We start from the raw sequence: 17,057 nt of genomic DNA, 5'->3' as shown, positions 1-17,057 counted from the left end.
TCGGTAGTGTGTACCCGTGCCCGAGCAGACGAACTCCCCGGAGACCCCCGAGCCCAGCGATCCCGTATCGCCGGCCGGGGGTCCCGGCATTTCCGGGGCCGACGGCCCCGCCGAGCCCGCCCGGAAGGGCGGCCGACACTCCGCGCCGGACCCGGCACCGTCGGACGGTGAGGGGGAGAAGAAGGCCGGGCGCGAGAAGAAGACCAACTGGCCGCTCGAGGTCGGGGCGATCATCCTCGTCGCGCTGGTGCTGAGCTTCTGCCTGCAGACCTTCGTGGGTCGGCAGTGGTACGTGCCGTCGGAGTCGATGGAGCCCACGCTGATCGGCTGCGCCGGCTGCACCGGCGACCGCATCGTGACGCAGAAGATCAGCTACTTCGCGGGCGACCCGAAGCCGGGCGACGTGATCGTGTTCAAGGGCCCGACCTCGTCGTGGGGGCTGGATCCGGTGCAGAAGGTGCGCTCGGACAACACCGTGATCCGCGGCGTCCAGGAGGCGCTCTCGTACGTGGGCCTGCAGCCGCCGAACGAGAACGACCTGGTCAAGCGGGTGATCGCCGTCGGCGGTCAGACCATCCAGTGCCGCCCCGAGACGGGCGTCACCGTGGATGGCAAGAAGATCGTCGAACCCTACCTGGCGGAGAACGCCAAGGAGTACGCGAAGACGAACGGCTGCTGGCCGATCAACGGCAGCGAGAACGGTGCCTTCGGCCCGATCACCATCCCGAAGGGCAATGTCTTCGTGATGGGCGACAATCGGATGGCCTCGGCGGACTCGCGTTTCCACCTCGAGGACGAGCTGCAGGGAACGATCCCCAAGGCCGACATCCGCGGCAAGGTCGTCGCGATCATCTACCCGTTCAGCCGCTGGCAGACGGTCAAGGCGATCAACCCGCAGCAGGGCTGATCGACCGTGCGGGACCGGTGGCCTCCGCGGCCGGTGGTGCGGGCATCGTCGGGCCTGAGCACCCTGGAGACGGTGCTGGGTCGGGCGGGGCTCGGGCCCGTCGCGGGGATCGACGAGGCCGGGCGCGGCGCCTGCGCGGGCCCGATGACGGTGGCAGCGTGCATCCTGCCGGCGCGGATCCCGCCGTCGCTGGCGCGCCTCGACGACTCGAAGAAGCTCACCGAGAACGTGCGGGAACAGCTGTATCCGAAGATCCTCGACCTGGCCGTGAGCTGGTCGGTCGTGTCGATCCCGGCGCCGGAGATCGACCGGATCGGGGTGCACGTGGCCAACATCATGGGCATGCGTCGCGCGGTGGCGGGCCTGCAGGTGCGTCCCGGGTACGTGCTCATCGACGGTTTCACCGTGCCGGGCCTGGGCGTGCCCTCGCTACCGGTGATCGGTGGCGACGCGTCGGCGTCCTGCATCGCGGCGGCCAGCGTTCTGGCCAAGGTGACGCGCGATCGCGTGATGGCCGAATTGGACGACGATTTCCCGGGATACGGCTTCGCCGTGCACAAGGGCTACTCGACGGCGGTGCACATGACGGCACTGGGGGAGCTCGGCCCGAGCAGCCAGCACCGCATGCGCTACCAGAACGTGCGGGCGGCCCTGGCCGCGTCGGCGGCCGGCGCCGCGGCGGCGCGGTAATCTGGAGCGGTTACGAACGGTGACCCGAGGTGAGGAGGACGACGTGAGCGCAGAGGATCTCGAGAAGTACGAGACCGCGATGGAGCTGTCCATGTACCGCGAGTACAAGGACGTGCTGAGTCAGTTCACCTACGTGGTGGAGACGGAGCGTCGGTTCTACCTGGCCAACGGGGTGGACCTGATCCCGCGCAACGCGGACGGCGAGGTCTACTTCGAGGTGCGGATGACCGACGCGTGGGTGTGGGACATGTACCGCCCGGCGCGGTTCCTCAAGCAGGCCCGCGTGGTGACCTTCAAGGACGTCAACATCGAGGAGTTGGACAAGCCGGAGTTGCGGCTTCCGGACTGACCGCTCCACTGATCCATCCGCCGCAGGCGCCGTTCCCGTTTCGGGGCGGCGCCTGCGGCGTTCTGTGACGCAGATAACGAGACTTGATGTCTCGAATTTGTTAGAGTCTTATATCGAGTCACATTGTCTCGATATAGAAGGAATTTCTCATGTTGCTTGATCGCACCGATCGTCCCAGGGGTGCCTACCGCACAGCGCCTGCCGTGGTGAGCACGGCCTTCGCGTTCCTGGTCGTCATGATGGGTACCACCCTGCCCACGCCGCTCTACTCCCTCTACTCCGCGCGGCTCGGGTTCAGTTCGCTGACGGTGACGGTGCTCTTCGCCGTCTACGCTCTCGGCGTGGTCGCCGCGCTGACCGTCTTCGGTCGCCTGTCCGACGACGTCGGCCGCCGCCCCGTGCTCCTCCTCGCGGTGCTGTTGGCGATCGTCAGCGCGCTGCTGTTCCTGCTGCCGCCCTCGTTGCCGTTGCTCATCGTGGCGCGTGTGGTGTCGGGGCTCGGTGCCGGGCTCATGAGCGGCACCGGCACGGCCGCGGTGATCGACCTGTTCGCGCCCGAGAACAAGGGCGCCGCCGGAACGCTCGCGGTCGCGGTCAACACGGGTGGGCTCGCGGTCGGGACGCTGCTGGCGGGTGTGGTCGCGGACCTCGCGTCGGCCCCGCTCGTCGTGCCTTTCGCGGTGCACCTCGGCCTGTCTCTGACGGCGTTCGCCGGGCTGTGGGCGTTCTCTCCTCGGGCCGCGGTGGCGGGCCGGGCGCGGCTGCGACCCCGTCCGCTGCGCGTGCCCGCCGAGATCCACGGCGCGTTCGTGCGGGCCGTGCTGGCCGCGGGGTCCGCGTTCGCGGTGACCGGCGTGCTCACCGCGGTCTCGGCGATCTTCCTCGCGCGGTTCCTGGACCTGCCCTCGCACGCTCTCGCCGGCGGTGTCGTGTTCCTCGCGTTCGCCGGGATGGCGATCGGGCAGCTCGTGGCCCGCCGACTCGCACCGCGCACGGCGCTCGTCGCCGGGTGCGGCGGGCTGGTCGTGGCGGCGGCGCTGCTCGCGACGGCCCTGGCGGCGCAGTCCCTGGCCGCGCTGCTGGCGGCCGCCGCGGTGCTCGGCGTGTTCGGTGGCCTCTGCATGAACGCCGGCATCGCGACCACCGTCGAGCAGGTGGCCCCCGCACACCGCGCCGAGGTCTCGTCGTCCTTCTTCGCAGGGCTGTACGTGATGCTCGCGTTCCCGGCCATCGGGGTCGGTGCCCTCTCCGCGGTGCTCGGGCTACGGGCGTCCGGCCTGGTCTTCTGCGCTGTCGTCGCCCTGCTCGCAGCGTCGGTCGGGCTGATCGAGATGCGGTCGGAGGCTCGGGCCGGGGCGGCCGGATCGCTGCTACGGTGACGCGATGACGCAGACCGAGCGGCACGTCGGACGGCCGCGCAGTGAGGAGGCGCGCGCCGCCGTGCTGCGGGCCGTCGACGACATGCTCGTCGAACAGGGATACGCCGCCATGACGATGAAGGGCATCGCTGAGCGAGCCGGGGTCGGCCGGCAGACGGTCTACCGATGGTGGTCGACCAAGGCCGAGATCCTGCTCGAGGCGAGTGCCACGGACGCCGCGGGCGAGCTCACCGTCGAATCCGGTTCGACGGTGCGCGGCGAGGTCGAGCATTTCCTCGCGGCGGTCGTCCGGTTCCTCACGGAATCCGATGCGGGCCTGGCCTATCGGGCGCTGATCGGGGAGGCTCAGCACGACGCGAAGGTCGCCCGGCTGATGGCCGGTGCCGACCCGCTGGGCGACGCCGCGCGCGCCGTCGTCGCGCGGAATCAGCAGGCCGGGCGGTTGCCTGCCGGGCTGGATCCGTCGGCGGCCGCAGCCGAACTCGTGGGGCCGGTCGTGTTCCGGGTCCTCGTGCAGGGGGCGTCCGTCGGCCGGACGGAGATCGCCGCGATGGCGGGACGCTTCGTCCGACAGGAATGAGTCCACGGCGCGCGCTGTCCACAGGTTTGCGTACATAACCTTTTTCCTCCACAGGCACCGCTTTCCCGGGCGGTGCCTGTGGTGTCCGCGGCGCATGATCGGCGCATGGGGAACAACGAGGTGGGGCGTGCGGGTGAGGACGTGGTCTGTCGATTCCTGGCGGACCGCGGCTGGACGGTGCTGGCCCGGAACTGGCGGTACTCGGGTGGAGGGCTGCGCGGCGAACTGGACGTGATCGCCCGCGCGCCCGATGGCCTGCTCGCGATCGTGGAGGTGAAGACGCGGACGGGGACAGCGTTCGGTACGGGCTTCGACGCGGTGACGCCGCGCAAGGTCGCGCAGCTGCGCGCCCTGACCTCGCGCTGGCTCGCCGAGACGGAGGGCGCGTTCGCGCAGGTCCGCATCGACGTGGCCGCCGTCTTCACGCCGCCGGGCGGACCCGTCACGCTCGAGTACCGGGCCGGGGTCGCGTGATGTCGGCGCTGAGCAAGGTGCACACGGTGGCGATCACGGGCGTCGACGGTGCCGTGGTCGAGATCGAGGGCTGCATCGGCGCGGGGCTGCCGGCCGTGCACCTCGTGGGCCTGCCCGACACGGTGCTCAAGGAGTCCCGCGACCGGATCCGCGCCGCCGTCGTCAACATCGGCATCCGGTTCCCGGACACCCGGGTCACGGTGGCCCTCTCGCCGGCCACGCTGCCGAAAGTGGGCTCGGTGTACGACCTTCCGCTGGCGGTCGCGATCCTGCTCGCCGCGGAGCGCGTGCCCGTCGGCCGGCTCGACGGTGCCGTGCTGCTCGGGGAGCTGGCGCTCGACGGCCGGGTCCGGCCGGTCCGCGGGGTGCTGCCCGCTGTGCTGGCGGCCAAGGAGTCGGGCTTCTCCCGTGCGGTCGTACCGCTGGCGAATCTGGACGAGGCGGGCCTCGTGGACGGCATCGAGGTGCTCGGCGCCGCGCACCTCGCGGAGGTCGTCGCGTGGCTCGACGGCTCCGGTGTCCTCGCGGAGCCCGGTCCGCTCGTCGTCGACGACGTGGATCCGACGGTGGCCGACCTGGCCGATGTGGTCGCGCAGCCGGAAGCGAAGTTCGCGCTCGAGGTCGCCGCTGCGGGCGCCCACCACATCATGATGACGGGGCCGCCGGGGATCGGGAAGACGATGCTGGCGTCCCGCCTGCCGGGCATCCTGCCCCCGCTCGGGCGGAGAGAGGCCTTGGAGGTGAGCGCGATCCACTCGATCGCCGGCGACCTCCCGGCCGATCGGCCGCTGATCACCGTGCCTCCCTTCGTGGCGCCGCATCAGACCTCGACCGTGAGCGCACTCGTCGGTGGCGGCAGCGGCTTGGCCCGGCCCGGTGCGGTCTCGCTCGCTCACCGTGGCGTGCTGTTCCTCGACGAGTGCGCCGAGATGGGGCCCAAGTCCCTGGAGGCATTGCGGACCCCCTTGGAGGAGGGGCAGATCCGGCTCGCGCGGCGCGACGGCGTGGTCAAGTACCCGTCCCGGTTCCTGCTGGTGATGGCGGCCAACCCCTGCCCGTGTGCACCCGCGCGGGACAACGACTGCACATGCACGGCGACGGTCCGCCGGCGCTACCTGGGCAGGCTGTCCGGACCGCTGCTGGATCGGGTGGATCTGTGGGTGCGGATGGAACCGCCCACGACCGGCGCTCTCCACGCGGAGGACACCGCGGAGGAGCCCAGCGCGGTGGTGCGCGAGCGAGTGCGCGCGGCGCGGGAGGCTGCGGCGTCCCGGTGGGCGGCCGAGGGCTGGTTGACCAACTCCGAGGTGCCGGGTGTGGTGCTGCGCCGCCGATTCCGGCTGCCCGCGAAGGCGCTGCGCCCACTGGAGACCTATCTGCGCCAGGGGAAGGTCACGGCGCGGGGCGCGGACCGCTCGCTGCGGCTGGCGTGGACGCTCGCGGACCTGCAGGGTCTGGACCGGCCCGGTGAGAGCGAAGTGGGGCTGGCACTGCAGTTCCGGGAGAAGGGGTGGACATGAACGACGACGTCCGACGCGCATGGGCGTACCTGAGCCGGGTGGCGGAGCCGCCGTGCGGGCCGCTGGTCGCGCTGATCGATCTCGTGGGTGCCCCGGAGGCCGCGGCGATGGTGCGGCGGCGCGAGTTCCCCGAGGGCTTCGAGGCGGTCGCCGACGCGACCACGGGCCGCGCTGCTGCCGATCGTGCAGCCGCCGATCTGGAACACGTGGCACACCTCGGCGGCCGGCTGGTGACCCCGGACGACGACGAGTGGCCGGAGTACCGCTTCCAGCCGATGGCGGCCCGGATTCCGCCGGAGGCCCCGCACCACGAGGACGAGGTGCGCGAGCTGCGGCCGGTCGCGCTGTGGGTGATCGGCGAGGGCCGGATCGACGAGCTGCTCGAGCGATCGGTCGCGATGGTGGGCACGCGCGCACCGTCGAGCTACGGGGAGCGGGTCACCGACGATTTCGCGGGTGACCTGTCGGCGGAGGGGTTCACGATCGTCTCCGGCGGCGCGTACGGGATCGACGGTGCCGCCCACCGTGCCGCGCTCGCGGCGGAGGGGCGCACGATCGCCTTCGTCGCGGGTGGCCTCGACCGGCCGTATCCGGCGGGCCACGCCGGGTTGTTCCGGCGGATCGCCGAGTCGGGCGTCGTGGTGTCCGAGTATCCGCCGGGGACGGTGCCCGGCCGGCACCGGTTCCTGAACCGGAACCGGATCGTCGGCACCGCGACCGGGGGAGTCGTGGTGGTGGAGGCGGGATTCCGGTCGGGGACACGGAACACCGCCACCTGGGCGGGGCGACGGGGCGTCCCGGTCTGCGCGGTCCCCGGACCGGTCACGGCGGCCACCTCGGTCACCTGCCACCAGTTGATCCGGGACGGCGCGAGGTTGGTCAGCAGGTCGAGCGAGGTGATCGAGGAGGTCGGCCGGATCGGCGAACTCGCGCTCGAACTCGAGGTCCCCGAGCGGCCGACGGACGGCCTCGAGGGGCCCGCGCTGCGGGTGCACGACGCGCTGCCCGCGAGGTCGGGACTGCCGGTGTCCGAGATCGCATCCATCGCAGGGCTTCCGGCGCGGGCGGTCATGATGCAGCTGGCCGTGCTCGAGACGAAGGGCCTCATCCGCCGCGATGGAGCGCTCTGGCGGCTGGCGAACTAGGACGTGCCGGACGGGAAGCGTAGGCACGGCGAGGAACGGCGCCGCGGCCACCCTGGCGGCCCTGATGGACATGTTCCGCGAGATGGCCCGCCGTCGGACGGTGGTCGTGGCTACTCCTCGGACGTGCGAGAACGATTTCTCGAGTGGACGCTGGACGACGCGATGCGGAGCCGGATCAGGCGGCCGGCAACGACGTACGCGGACATTCACGTCCACGTCGAGGTGCTGCAGCGATACAGGCTGTCTCGCAATATCCGGGGCAGGCTCGATGAACGCGTCGGGCGGGCGCTGGACATCGATGAGAGGGTGGTCGTCGATCGGCTCCTGCGCGAGGGACGGAACGTGACCGTGCTGGCGCGCTCGAAGAGCGGGAGCCCTACTCCCGACATCGCGGTCGACGGTGAACCGTGCGAGATCAAGACCTCCACCAACGCGAATGCGAAAGCGTTCGGACGGCGGGTCGCGGACGTGCGACAGAGGCAGGGGACGGGCCGTGTGTTCGTGAATGCGATGCGCAGCGGGATCCCGACTGCAGAGCTCGCCGCGGAGATGAAGGCGGTGGTCGAGGTCGGCGACGCGACGTATATTCGGATCATCGCTCGTGAGGTCGATCAGGAGTACGGGAGGTGGTCCTAGTGCGGTACGACATGGTCCTCACCGGAACCGGCAGCGGCGCGATCCACGGTGATTTCGGGTTGTTCGCCCGTGCCCTCGCCACGCGCCTTCGAGCTCGATCGCTCTCGATCACGGAGAACGGACGACAAGCCGATATTCGCGTCGGGGACCACGGACGGGTCGCGCCCGGCATGGTGGCGACTGCTCCTGACGAGTTCGCGGTGCTCATAGAGTCGGATTGGGCCGACGATATGGAGCACAACGCGTTCGGCGATCTGGTCCACACCGCCGTCGCGGACGTCCTCCCCGGCGTGCAGGTCGTGCTGCTCAACCCGGCCGACGACGAACCGCTCCGGACGATCGTGCGTCACGGTCCGAGCGCTGCGTAGTTCCGCCACGGCCCTCAGTCGCCGTCGACGAGCTTGCCGCTGCGGGCGAGTTCGGGATCGGTGCAGGAGGCGAGGTCGAAACAACAAGGGCGGCGCTTGCCGTTGCGCATCTTGTCGATCGTCACGTCCACCCGCTTCGAACGAGTCGCGGGGTTACGGGTCGCGCCGATCCACCGCACCCATTCCCATCGGGCCATCGACGTGATGCCCATCCACACGTCCGAGGTATCCGGTGCGGCGTCGAGCGCCGCGCGCAGGTCGTCCGGGACCTCGGGCTCGGGCCAGTCCTCGGAGGGGGTCACCTCGAGGGCGACGGTGTCGCCGGGCACGGCCGTCGCACCGTCGATCCCGTCGAGATCGAGCCAGTGCCCCTTCCTCCCGTCGGGCTCGACGACGTCGGCGAAAGCGGCGCCGTCGACGGATCCGACCACCGCCACCTGCCCGCGGGAGGGGAGCGCCGCGCTCGCGGCGTCCGGCAGCCGGACGATCGTGCGATCACCGATCCGCTCGACGACGGCGGTGCACCGGACGGGGTCGAAGGTCTTCGCGGCCATGGGGATCTCCTCGGGGCGGGTCGGGACGGTCTGCGCTCCACAGTAGGAGGGCCCCGGGGCGGGCCGCTTCTCGATTCGTGATCGATGCCGGGTCGGCCGTCTCAGCCGGACGGTGCTGCCGACTCTGTATCGTTCTCCCGTGACCGAGTCCCTGGTGAGCGCATCGCGCGACGAGCGCCCGCAGCGACGGACCCAGATCCTCACCGGATCGGTGGGGCATCTCGTCGAGTACTTCGACTGGAGCGCGTACTCGTTCCTGGCGATCTACTTCTCGCGGCAGTTCTTCCCCGGCGACGCGGACTCGGTCGTGCCGCTACTGGCGACCTTCGGCGTGTTCGCGGTCGGTTTCCTCGTGCGGCCCGTGGGTGGCGTGCTGATGGGTCGGCTCGCCGATCGCTACGGCCGGCGACCGGTGCTCGCCGGCGGCGTCGCGCTGATGGGACTGGGCAGCCTCCTCATCGGGCTCGCACCGACCTACCAGCAGGTGGGACTCCTGGCGCCCATCATCCTGACGGCGGCACGCCTCGTCCAAGGCCTGTCGACCGGCGGCGAGCTGTCCACGGCCACGGCGTTCCTCGTCGAGTCGGCCCCCGGGGACCGTCGGGGCACGTACGGCAGCATCACGAACGTCAGCTCGAGCTTGGGCAAGGTCCTGTGCCTGCTCGCGATCACCCTGCTCGTCCGTTTCGTCGGTGCCGACGCGATGGCGGACTGGGCGTGGCGGGTGCCCTTCCTCATCGGCGCGGTGCTCGCGGTCGTCGCGTGGTGGATCCGGCGCAGCGCCGACGAGACGCTCGAACCGGCCCGCGCGCGACCCGCGGCGAACCCCTATCGGGAGATCCTCACGGACCACCGGAGCGCGTTCCGGCGGGCCTTCGTCCTGGCGTCCGTCACCGCTGCGGTGTTCTACACGTGGAGCACGTACGTGCCCACCTGGGCGATCCTCACCGCGGGTCTGGACAAGGCCGACGCGGTGACCATCTCGGCGATCGCGTTCGTGGTGTACGGGCTCGTCCAGATCCCGCTCGGCAGGCTGTCCGACAGGATCGGGCGCAAGCCGCTGATGTACGGCTTCCTCGTGGCCGGGGCGGTGTGCACCGTCCCGCTGTTCCTCGCGATCAGCGCCGAGCCCGGCGTCGTCCTCGCGGTGCAGAGCGCGGGGATGGCGATCACGGCGCTGATGATGGCGTGCCTCGGCACCGCGCTCGCGGAGATGTTCCCGGCCCGGGTCCGCGTCCTCGCCACGGGTGCCGCGTTCGCGCTGGCCACCGCGGTCTTCGGCGGCACGGTCCCCGCGATCGGCACGGCGCTGCACGGCGCGGGCCTCGACCTCGTCTTCCCGGCGTACCTCGTCGTTCTGCAGCTCGTCGCACTCCCGGTGGTCCGACGATGCCCGGAGACGGCACACGCGCCCCTGCCCGATTGAACACCGTTACGGAGGGAGAAACCGCAGGTCGGATTCTCCATAACGGTGTTCAATCCGGGTGTGGGGGCGGAGTCGCCCTAGGCTGGGACTCATGAGCGGTGCGTTGGCGGAGTACGAGACGTATCTGCGTCTCGAGCGAGGGCGCAGCGAGAACACGGTGCGCGCGTACCTCGCCGACCTCACCGCCCTACTGGCCTTCGCCGAGGAGCGTGGGGTGGCGGCGGACCGTCTGGACCTGGCGACCCTGCGCGCCTGGCTGGGGGAGCGGGCGGCGTCCGGTGCCGCCCGCACCACGCTGGCCCGGCAGGCGTCCTCGGCGCGGACCTACACCGCCTGGGCCGCCCGGCGCGGGCTGTTGCCCGAGGACCCGGGGACCCGGCTCAAGGCCCCGCGCGCGCACCGCACGCTGCCCGCGGTCCTCTCCTCCGACGATGCCGCCCAGGCCCTGCGCAACGCGGCGTCCGGTGCGGCCGAGGGCGACCCGATCGCGGTGCGGGATCTCGCGATCGCGGAGGTGTTGTACGCCACGGGGATCCGCGTGAGCGAGTTGTGCGGGCTCGACCTCGGCTCGGTCGACCACGGGCGCCGCGTGCTCAGTGTGATCGGCAAGGGCGACAAGGAGCGGACGGTGCCCTTCGGCGCGCCCGCTGCTGCCGCGCTGCGGAGGTGGCTCGACGAAGCCCGGCCCGGCCTGGTCGGCGCGCGCTCGGGCAACGCCCTGTTCCTCGGGGCGCGCGGCGGACGGCTCGACCCGCGGCAGGCGCGCACCGTCGTGCACGAGATCACCGCGTCGGTGCCGGGCGGGCGCGAGGTGGCACCGCACGGGCTCCGGCACACCGCCGCCACCCACCTGCTCGACGGTGGCGCGGACCTGCGCGTCGTGCAGGAGCTGCTGGGCCATTCGTCGCTGGCCACCACCCAGCTCTACACGCACGTGAGCGTGGCCCGGCTCCGGGCGGCGCACGAGCAGGCGCACCCGCGCGCGTGAGTCTCTAGTCGCGCCAGCTGCGCTCGAAGGGCAGTCGCCAGGCGTTCGGGGCGATGAGCTGGTGGATCGAGTTCGGGCCCCACGAGCCCGGCTCGTACTGGCGCACGGGCGGCGGGTCGTCGAGCAGCGGAATCGACCGCTCCCACAGGGATTCGATGCCCTCGGCGGTGGTGAACAGCGTGTGGTCGCCGTTGATCGCGTCGAGGATGAGCCGCTCGTACGCCTCGAGCACATCGTCGGCCTGCTCGGTGTCCTCGGTGGAGAACTGCATCGACAGCTTCGACAGGCGCATGCCCGGTCCGGGGCGCTTGCCGTAGAACGACAGCGACACCTTCGACTCGTCGGCGAGGTCGAAGGTCAGGTGGTCCGGGCCCTGCTGGCCGATGCCCGAGCCGGACGGGAACATCGACTTCGGCGCCTCCTTGAAGGCGATGGAGATGATCCGCATGCCCTGTGCCAGCTTCTTGCCGGTGCGCAGGTAGAAGGGCACGCCGGCCCAGCGCCAGTTGTCGATCCGCGCCTTGAGCGCGATGAAGGTCTCGGTGTCGGACTCCGGGTCGACGCCCTCCTCCTGCCGGTACCCGGCGTACTGCCCGCGGATCACGTCCTCGGGTCGGATCGGCTCCAGCGAGCGGAAGACCTTGTTCTTCTCCTCGGAGATCGCGCGCGGCTCGAGCGCCGTCGGCGGCTCCATCGCGACGAAGGCCATGACCTGGAACAGGTGCGTGACCACCATGTCCTTGTAGGCGCCGGTGGGCTCGTAGAACGCGGCGCGCGCGTCGAGTCCCAGCGATTCGGGGATGTCGATCTGGACGTGATCGATGAAGTTGCGGTTCCAGATCGGCTCGAACAGACCGTTCGCGAACCGGAACGCGAGGATGTTCTGCGCCGCCTCCTTGCCGAGGAAGTGGTCGATCCGGAAGATCTGCTTCTCCTTGAAGGTCCTGTGCACCTCGTCGTTGAGGGCCAGGGCGGACTCCAGGTCCTCACCGAAGGGCTTCTCCATGACCACGCGCGAACGGTCCACGAGGCCGGCCTCGTTCAGGGTCGCGATCACCTTCGTGGCGGCCTTGGGCGGGACGCTGAGGTAGTAGAGGCGACGCACCCGATCGGGATCGCCGTGCTCGTCGGTGTCGGCGAGCACCTTCTCCTCCGCCGCGACCTTCGCGGCCAGCGCGTCCGGCCCGGCGGAGGTGTTCACGTAGGACAGCTTGGGCGCGAACAACTCCCACTGCGCGTCCGTGAGCTTGCGATTGCCGAGCTCGTCGATCGCCTTCTTCGCGAAGGTGCGGAACTCCTCGTCCGTCATGTCGTCGAGACTGGTCCCGATCACGCGCATGTCCGGCGCGAGCCCGGACACCGCGAGGTAGCCCAGGCCGCACAGCAGCTTGCGTCGGGACAGGTCGCCGGTGGCGCCGAACAGCACCACCAGGGTCGGGTCGTCCTGCGAGGTCTTCCGGGAGCGGCGCGTCGATCCGCTCGGGTAGGCGATGGTCTGCGCCTCCTCCAGCCGCTCCGCGTTCGTCTCACCGTCGCCCGTGCCCGACGGTGCGCTGTCCGGGGTCTGTTCGTCCGTCACGGGACCATCGTTGCACTCCCGCTCCGCGTGCGCCGTGTTTGGCATTCCCTCGGCGGAGGCGACACCGCCCGTGTCGTCATGCGCCGCCGGCGTCCGGGAGCAGTCGCACGGGCGCGGCACCCACGAGCAGCAGCGGGTTGAAGTACTCCGCGGCGTGGCCGGACCCCCGTCGCAGGCCCCAGTGCAGGCAGGCGCTCGCCGGACAGCCCTCGTGCCCTGCGGCGACACGGCCGAGCGCGGTACCCGTGCCGACCTGGTCGCCCTCCTGCACGAGCGGACCGTCGATCGGCTCGTAGGTGGTGAGGAGGCCGTTCGGATGCAGCACCGAGATGACGACCCGGTCGTCGACGCGTCCGACGTGATTCACCCTGCCCGCGCCCGCGGCGTACACCGCCTGCCCCGGGGCCGCAGCGAGGTCGGCCCCGCGGTGCCCGGGCTGCCACCGCTTCTGGGGGTTCGCGAAGGGCCGCGCCACCGACGGGCGGGGGTCCAGGGGCCAGTCGTAGTCGAGCGCCGTCGCCGACGGTGCGCCCGCGCCGACGAGCAGAACGGCGAGGGCGGCCAGGGACGTTCGGGTGACGGTGCGCATGCCCCGACGATGCCGGACGGCACCGTCGGGAATCGGGCCGGAAGCGCCCGCCTGTGGAGGAGAACCGGTTGTCCACAGGCGCCCCGTGAGCAGGTCCTTCGGACCGCGGTCCGGAGTCCTCGGGGAGTACGATGCGACTCCTGAGCGTGCGCGCCCCGCCGTCGTGCGCGTCTACTCCGAGCCGGTGCCGTCCTGCTTGCGCTGGGAGTTGCGCCGCCACTCGTCGATCTTGCGGCCCATGCCGGTGGCGACATCCGTGACGCCCTGCCCGACCGTGTTCACGGCGGACGAGCCGAAGTCGCGGAGCGTGGTGATCAGCGGGTCCGCCGAGGCGTCGAAGCCCTCCTTGTAGCCGCGCGCAGCGGTGCGGAATTCGTCTGCGGCGCTGGCCTTGTCGTCGTCGGCCCGCTGCGGGTACTCGCCGCCGACGATCCGCCCGTAGTCGCCGCGCTCGACCCATCGGTTCAGGTCCGCGGCGCGCAACACCGAGAACGGGTGCGACTGCAGCTCCAGGTTGAGCAGCTTGAGGACGCCGTCGCGCAGGTCGCCGGTGCGCTCGTACTCGGCCGCCTGCGCGAGGAAGCGCTGCGTGTCCATCTCGGAGATCTTCGTGCCGCCCGCCGTCTTCATGTGCACGCGCATCGCCACATCGGGGTCCTGGACGCAGAGCAGGCCGGCCCGGTCGCCGGACAGCTCGGACTTGCGCTGCCACTCCATGAGCGCCGCGACGATGGCGCGCAGCGCCCAGCCGCCGATCGGCACCCAGCCGAAGCTGCCCGCCAGTCGCAGCAGGTGCATCAGCATCGTGCGGTACACCGCGTGCCCGGACATCGCGTGACCGAGCTCGTGGCCCACGACGAACCGCTGCTCCTCCTCGTCGAGCAGTTCGAGCAGACCCGTGTTGATGACGATGAAGGGCCGGTCCATCCCGATGGTCATGGCGTTGACCGTCGGGTCCTGCACGACGTACAGCTCGGGCGTCGACGGGGCGTCCAGCACGCGCACGCAGTCGGCGAGCAGGTCGTTCAGGTGAGGGAACTGGCGATCGTCCACGCGGACACCGGAGGCCAGGAACAGCAGCCGGTGCTGACGTTCGCGCAGCAGCGAGGAGATCGCCTTGAGGACCGTGTCGAAGCCCTTGAGGTTGCGCAGCGCGACGAGCGCTGCGCGGTCGGCCGGGTGCTCCCATGCGCGCGTGCTGATACCGGGGAGTGAGCGATACGTTCGGGACACTGAATCGGTCATGCCTTGAATCTACAGAAGTCTCGGTGGGTGGGAGTTGCTCCTGCACATGCCATCCGGAACCCGTTGTGTCGCTGCTCTTCCGGGCCGGTGTGCTTTGCCATTGCAGTGTCGGGGACGATACGGGCCGACACAGTGATCGAGGGGATGACGGCATGCGGACCGTGGCATTGATCGTGCTGGTACTGACCGCGCTCACCGGCCTGGTGGTGCTCGGGGCGTGGCTCGCGCTGTCCAGCGTGCGGCGGGCCCGCACGGGTTCCGGCCGGCACCGTCGGCTGCCCCCGCTCCTGGTGTTCGGGCACGTCGGCTTCGCCGTCTCCGCCGCCACCGCGTGGATCGTCTACGTCTTCGGCGGCCGCGCCTTCGCGGGGTGGCTCAGCCTGGCTCTGCTGGTGATCGTGGCCGCGTCGGGACTGACGATGTTCGTGCGCTGGGTGCCCAGCTACCGGTCCCGCGAGGCGTTCGACGGTGCGCGCCCCTCCGGCCGGCATCGTGCCCGCGATCCGCGGGGGTCGCGGCGCCGGGGATCCTCGGAGCGGAACCTGCCCATCACGGCCGTGCTGGCGCACGGCGCGCTGGCGCTGACCACGGTGACGCTGGTGATCCTCACCCTCCTCGGCTGAAGTCCGCGATACCGCAGGGCCCACGCCGGAGGATCCGCTCAGTGCACAGGTCGCCGGGCCAGGACGAAGGACGCCGCGGCGCCCACCGCGCACAGCACCATCACCGCGCCGAGGACGACGGGGTCGCCGCCGATCCCGGCGAACAGCGCCGCGACGCCGCCGAGCACCATGCGGGCCGCGCCGAGCGCGGCGGACGCGGTGCCGGCGAGAGAGCCGTGATCGTCGAGGGCGAGCGCGGCCACCGTCGGCATCACCAGGCCGAGGCTCGAGACCGTCACGAACAGTGACGCGATCACCAGCGGCGGATGCCCGATCGTCAGGGTGATGAGCGAGGCGACGGCGCCCACGACCATGCCCGCGAGGCCGATCCGCACGAGCGTCGCCACCGGCACCCGCCCGACCAGCCGGCCGCCGATCAGGTTCGTGGCGAGCAGGCCCACCGCGTTCACCGCGAACACCACGCTGAACGCGGATTCGGAGTAGCCGTAGTGGCTCTCGAAGACGAACGCCGAGGTGGAGATGTAGGCGAACATCGCCGCGAAGGCGAGTCCGCCGGTCAGCGTCAGTGCGACGAACCGACGGTCGCGCGCGAGGGACGCGAAGCCGTTCGCCACGGACCGCCAGCCCACCGGTCGACGGTCCGCCTTCGGCAGGGTCTCCGGCACCTTCGCCGCGGCGATCGCGAGCAGCGCCACGCCGAGCACCGCGAGTACCACGAACAGGCCGCGCCAGTCGGTGACCCGCAGCAACTGCGAACCGGCGAGCGGGGCGATGATCGGCGCGACGCCGCCCACCGCCATGAGGGCCGCGATCATCCGGGCGGCGGCGACACCGTCGAACATGTCCCGGACGATCGCCAGGCTGAGCACGATCCCCGCTGCGCCCGCCAGGCCCTGGAACAGGCGCGCGGCGTCCAGCAGGTACACCGACGGCGCCACGGCGCACAGCAGCGAGCTGACGACGAACAGTGCCATCCCGACCACCATCGGTCGGCGCCGCCCGATCGAGTCCGACAGCGGCCCCACGAACACCTGCCCGAGGGCGAGGCCGATGAGGCAGGCGGTGAGCGTGGCCTGGATCGCGGGCTGCGAGGCGCCCAGGTCGTCGGCGGCGGCGGGGAGCGCCGGGAGGTAGAGATCGGTCGTGATGGGACCGAACGCCGACAGCGAGCCCAGGATGAGGGCGAGCCGCACGTTCCCCTTCTGTGCGCGGGAGGTGGAGTCTGACACCCGTCAATCCAACCGCAGGTGCGCGCTCTCCGCGAAATCCGGGGCGAGGAACAGGGTTCCGTCCGGCCCACGCCGGCAGGCGGCGACCGCGAGGTGCGCGGGCCGGGCCAGGTCCGCGGGCAGCGCCGCGCCACCGTCGATCTGATAGCGCGTGTTGGTGACCTTCCAGGACCGCGCCGTCGGGTCGGTCGGGGAGCGCGGCGGCCCCGCGACCCGCGCGGCGACGTACACCTCGGTGACCTCGGGCGGCCAGTCGAACGTGAGGCGTCCGCTCGTCATCGCCACGTTGGTCACGGCGGGGAAGTCGGCCGGGGGCGCCGCCGGCGGTCCCGACGGTGCCCGCGTCGCCGGCGCCGGGGTGACGGGGACGGGCGGCGCCGCCTCGGCGCGGGGCGCGGCGCTCGAGCGGGCCTCGTCGGACGCGACGCCGTCGACGACCGCGATCACGGCGTAGGTCGGGACCGTGCGGCGCGGCGCGCCGCCGTCCTCGAGTTCGGTGGCGCGGGTGCGCCCCACCACCTTCCACGCACCGTCGGGCTGCTGCCGGCTGACCCGGTAGTCGGCGGTCGAGTGCGGCGAGGCCCACGTGACGAGAACGGCACCGTCGGCCTGGCGGGCCGTGACCGCCGTCGGCGCCGCGGGCCTCGCCGAGGGTGCCGGTGCAGGGGGCGCGCCCGCGGCCGGGGTCGCGGCGGGGACCGGCGGCGGAGGGGCGACGGGGGCCGGCGCGGGGCCACCGAGCGCGCGCTGCGCCTCGTCGATCGCGGTCTGGAGGT

At 71.5% G+C, this 17,057-nt stretch carries 18 protein-coding genes and 1 pseudogene; 13 read left to right on the top strand and 6 right to left on the bottom strand.

The features are described 5' to 3' along the window. Positions 1–16 precede the first annotated feature (16 nt). The 10 genes from lepB (at position 17) to AXK60_RS07285 (ending at position 8,048) form a co-directional block, all read left to right on the top strand. Positions 17–907, top strand: coding sequence for a signal peptidase I (lepB, locus tag AXK60_RS07330; RefSeq protein WP_082777880.1), 891 nt, complete (start codon positions 17–19; stop codon positions 905–907). A 6-nt stretch (positions 908–913) separates the two neighbouring features. Next, positions 914–1,597 (top strand): ribonuclease HII, encoded by a 684-nt coding sequence (locus tag AXK60_RS07325; RefSeq protein ID WP_082777879.1) that lies wholly within the window; start codon positions 914–916, stop codon positions 1,595–1,597. A 43-nt stretch (positions 1,598–1,640) separates the two neighbouring features. Beyond that, a complete protein-coding gene (locus tag AXK60_RS07320) occupies positions 1,641–1,946 on the top strand; it encodes a DUF2469 domain-containing protein (protein WP_068570439.1) in 306 nt (101 codons plus the stop codon). A 149-nt stretch (positions 1,947–2,095) separates the two neighbouring features. Beyond that, on the top strand, positions 2,096–3,325 hold the full coding sequence (locus AXK60_RS07315; protein ID WP_068570408.1) for an MFS transporter: 1,230 nt from the start codon (positions 2,096–2,098) through the stop codon (positions 3,323–3,325). Between the two features lie 4 nt (positions 3,326–3,329). Next, entirely contained in the window at positions 3,330–3,905 is a 576-nt protein-coding gene (locus AXK60_RS07310; protein WP_068570407.1) for a TetR/AcrR family transcriptional regulator, read from the top strand. A 105-nt stretch (positions 3,906–4,010) separates the two neighbouring features. Beyond that, positions 4,011–4,379 carry a YraN family protein gene (locus AXK60_RS07305; RefSeq protein WP_068570406.1) on the top strand — a complete coding sequence of 123 codons (369 nt, stop codon included), beginning with the start codon at positions 4,011–4,013 and terminating at the stop codon, positions 4,377–4,379. Continuing rightward, the gene (locus AXK60_RS07300; RefSeq protein ID WP_068570405.1) at positions 4,379–5,899 is read left to right on the top strand and encodes a YifB family Mg chelatase-like AAA ATPase; all 1,521 of its coding nucleotides are present in this window, start codon (positions 4,379–4,381) and stop codon (positions 5,897–5,899) included. The genes AXK60_RS07305 and AXK60_RS07300 overlap by 1 nt, the downstream gene beginning before the upstream one ends. Continuing rightward, on the top strand, positions 5,896–7,044 hold the full coding sequence (gene dprA / locus AXK60_RS07295; protein ID WP_068570438.1) for a DNA-processing protein DprA: 1,149 nt from the start codon (positions 5,896–5,898) through the stop codon (positions 7,042–7,044). Before AXK60_RS07300 ends, dprA begins: the two co-directional genes overlap by 4 nt. A gap of 123 nt (positions 7,045–7,167) precedes the next feature. Beyond that, positions 7,168–7,680, top strand: coding sequence for a hypothetical protein (locus tag AXK60_RS07290; protein WP_139057804.1), 513 nt, complete (start codon positions 7,168–7,170; stop codon positions 7,678–7,680). After that, a complete protein-coding gene (locus tag AXK60_RS07285) occupies positions 7,680–8,048 on the top strand; it encodes a hypothetical protein (protein WP_068570403.1) in 369 nt (122 codons plus the stop codon). Before AXK60_RS07290 ends, AXK60_RS07285 begins: the two co-directional genes overlap by 1 nt. Positions 8,049–8,062: 14 nt before the next feature. Here the strand turns inward: AXK60_RS07285 and AXK60_RS07280 are convergent, their stop codons facing one another. Beyond that, positions 8,063–8,602 (bottom strand): YdeI/OmpD-associated family protein, encoded by a 540-nt coding sequence (locus AXK60_RS07280; protein WP_068570402.1) that lies wholly within the window; start codon positions 8,600–8,602, stop codon positions 8,063–8,065. Between the two features lie 139 nt (positions 8,603–8,741). Here AXK60_RS07280 and AXK60_RS07275 point away from each other — a divergent pair, with 139 nt between their 5' ends. Continuing rightward, complete coding sequence (locus AXK60_RS07275; protein WP_068570401.1) at positions 8,742–10,028, top strand: MFS transporter; 1,287 nt, start codon at positions 8,742–8,744, stop codon at positions 10,026–10,028. Positions 10,029–10,119: 91 nt separating this feature from the next. Then, the gene (locus tag AXK60_RS07270) at positions 10,120–11,016 is read left to right on the top strand and encodes a tyrosine recombinase XerC (RefSeq protein ID WP_068570400.1); all 897 of its coding nucleotides are present in this window, start codon (positions 10,120–10,122) and stop codon (positions 11,014–11,016) included. A 4-nt stretch (positions 11,017–11,020) separates the two neighbouring features. Here the strand turns inward: AXK60_RS07270 and zwf are convergent, their stop codons facing one another. The 3 genes from zwf to AXK60_RS07255 all read right to left on the bottom strand — a co-directional run bounded on the left by zwf (position 11,021) and on the right by AXK60_RS07255 (position 14,429). Then, positions 11,021–12,526 (bottom strand): glucose-6-phosphate dehydrogenase, encoded by a 1,506-nt coding sequence (gene zwf / locus AXK60_RS07265; RefSeq protein ID WP_068570437.1) that lies wholly within the window; start codon positions 12,524–12,526, stop codon positions 11,021–11,023. Between the two features lie 145 nt (positions 12,527–12,671). Beyond that, positions 12,672–13,184: a M23 family metallopeptidase gene (locus AXK60_RS07260; protein ID WP_068570399.1), complete on the bottom strand. Its 513-nt coding sequence runs from the start codon at positions 13,182–13,184 to the stop codon at positions 12,672–12,674. Positions 13,185–13,355: 171 nt separating this feature from the next. Further along, the gene (locus tag AXK60_RS07255) at positions 13,356–14,429 is read right to left on the bottom strand and encodes a M48 family metallopeptidase (RefSeq protein ID WP_068570398.1); all 1,074 of its coding nucleotides are present in this window, start codon (positions 14,427–14,429) and stop codon (positions 13,356–13,358) included. Between the two features lie 152 nt (positions 14,430–14,581). Between AXK60_RS07255 and AXK60_RS07250 the strand changes: the two genes are divergently transcribed. Then, positions 14,582–15,052 carry a hypothetical protein gene (locus tag AXK60_RS07250; protein WP_068570397.1) on the top strand — a complete coding sequence of 157 codons (471 nt, stop codon included), beginning with the start codon at positions 14,582–14,584 and terminating at the stop codon, positions 15,050–15,052. Positions 15,053–15,090: 38 nt separating this feature from the next. On the opposite strand, the gene AXK60_RS07245 is transcribed toward AXK60_RS07250, so the two are convergent. Continuing rightward, on the bottom strand, positions 15,091–16,281 hold the full coding sequence (locus AXK60_RS07245; RefSeq protein WP_068570396.1) for a multidrug effflux MFS transporter: 1,191 nt from the start codon (positions 16,279–16,281) through the stop codon (positions 15,091–15,093). Positions 16,282–16,284: 3 nt separating this feature from the next. Beyond that, a pseudogene (locus AXK60_RS07240) lies at positions 16,285–17,057 on the bottom strand (hypothetical protein); the annotation flags it as partial.

The sequence above is a fragment of the Tsukamurella pseudospumae genome (assembly GCF_001575195.1).
In the GTDB taxonomy this organism is placed as follows: Bacteria; Actinomycetota; Actinomycetes; order Mycobacteriales; family Mycobacteriaceae; genus Tsukamurella; species Tsukamurella pseudospumae.
The sequence above is the reverse complement of the archived record's forward strand: the minus strand, read 5'-3'. Positions and strand labels throughout refer to the sequence as shown.

What these genes read in the sequence shown, in the direction of transcription:
- AXK60_RS07255 (WP_068570398.1), bottom strand. Translation starts at nt 14,429, where the DNA reads ATGACCGATTCAGTGTCCCGAACGTATCGCTCACTCCCCGGTATCAGC.
- AXK60_RS07315 (WP_068570408.1), top strand. Translation starts at nt 2,096, where the DNA reads ATGTTGCTTGATCGCACCGATCGTCCCAGGGGTGCCTACCGCACAGCG.
- AXK60_RS07300 (WP_068570405.1), top strand. Translation starts at nt 4,379, where the DNA reads ATGTCGGCGCTGAGCAAGGTGCACACGGTGGCGATCACGGGCGTCGAC.
- AXK60_RS07250 (WP_068570397.1), top strand. Translation starts at nt 14,582, where the DNA reads ATGCGGACCGTGGCATTGATCGTGCTGGTACTGACCGCGCTCACCGGC.
- AXK60_RS07310 (WP_068570407.1), top strand. Translation starts at nt 3,330, where the DNA reads ATGACGCAGACCGAGCGGCACGTCGGACGGCCGCGCAGTGAGGAGGCG.
- AXK60_RS07305 (WP_068570406.1), top strand. Translation starts at nt 4,011, where the DNA reads ATGGGGAACAACGAGGTGGGGCGTGCGGGTGAGGACGTGGTCTGTCGA.
- AXK60_RS07260 (WP_068570399.1), bottom strand. Translation starts at nt 13,184, where the DNA reads ATGCGCACCGTCACCCGAACGTCCCTGGCCGCCCTCGCCGTTCTGCTC.
- AXK60_RS07270 (WP_068570400.1), top strand. Translation starts at nt 10,120, where the DNA reads ATGAGCGGTGCGTTGGCGGAGTACGAGACGTATCTGCGTCTCGAGCGA.
- AXK60_RS07280 (WP_068570402.1), bottom strand. Translation starts at nt 8,602, where the DNA reads ATGGCCGCGAAGACCTTCGACCCCGTCCGGTGCACCGCCGTCGTCGAG.
- dprA (WP_068570438.1), top strand. Translation starts at nt 5,896, where the DNA reads ATGAACGACGACGTCCGACGCGCATGGGCGTACCTGAGCCGGGTGGCG.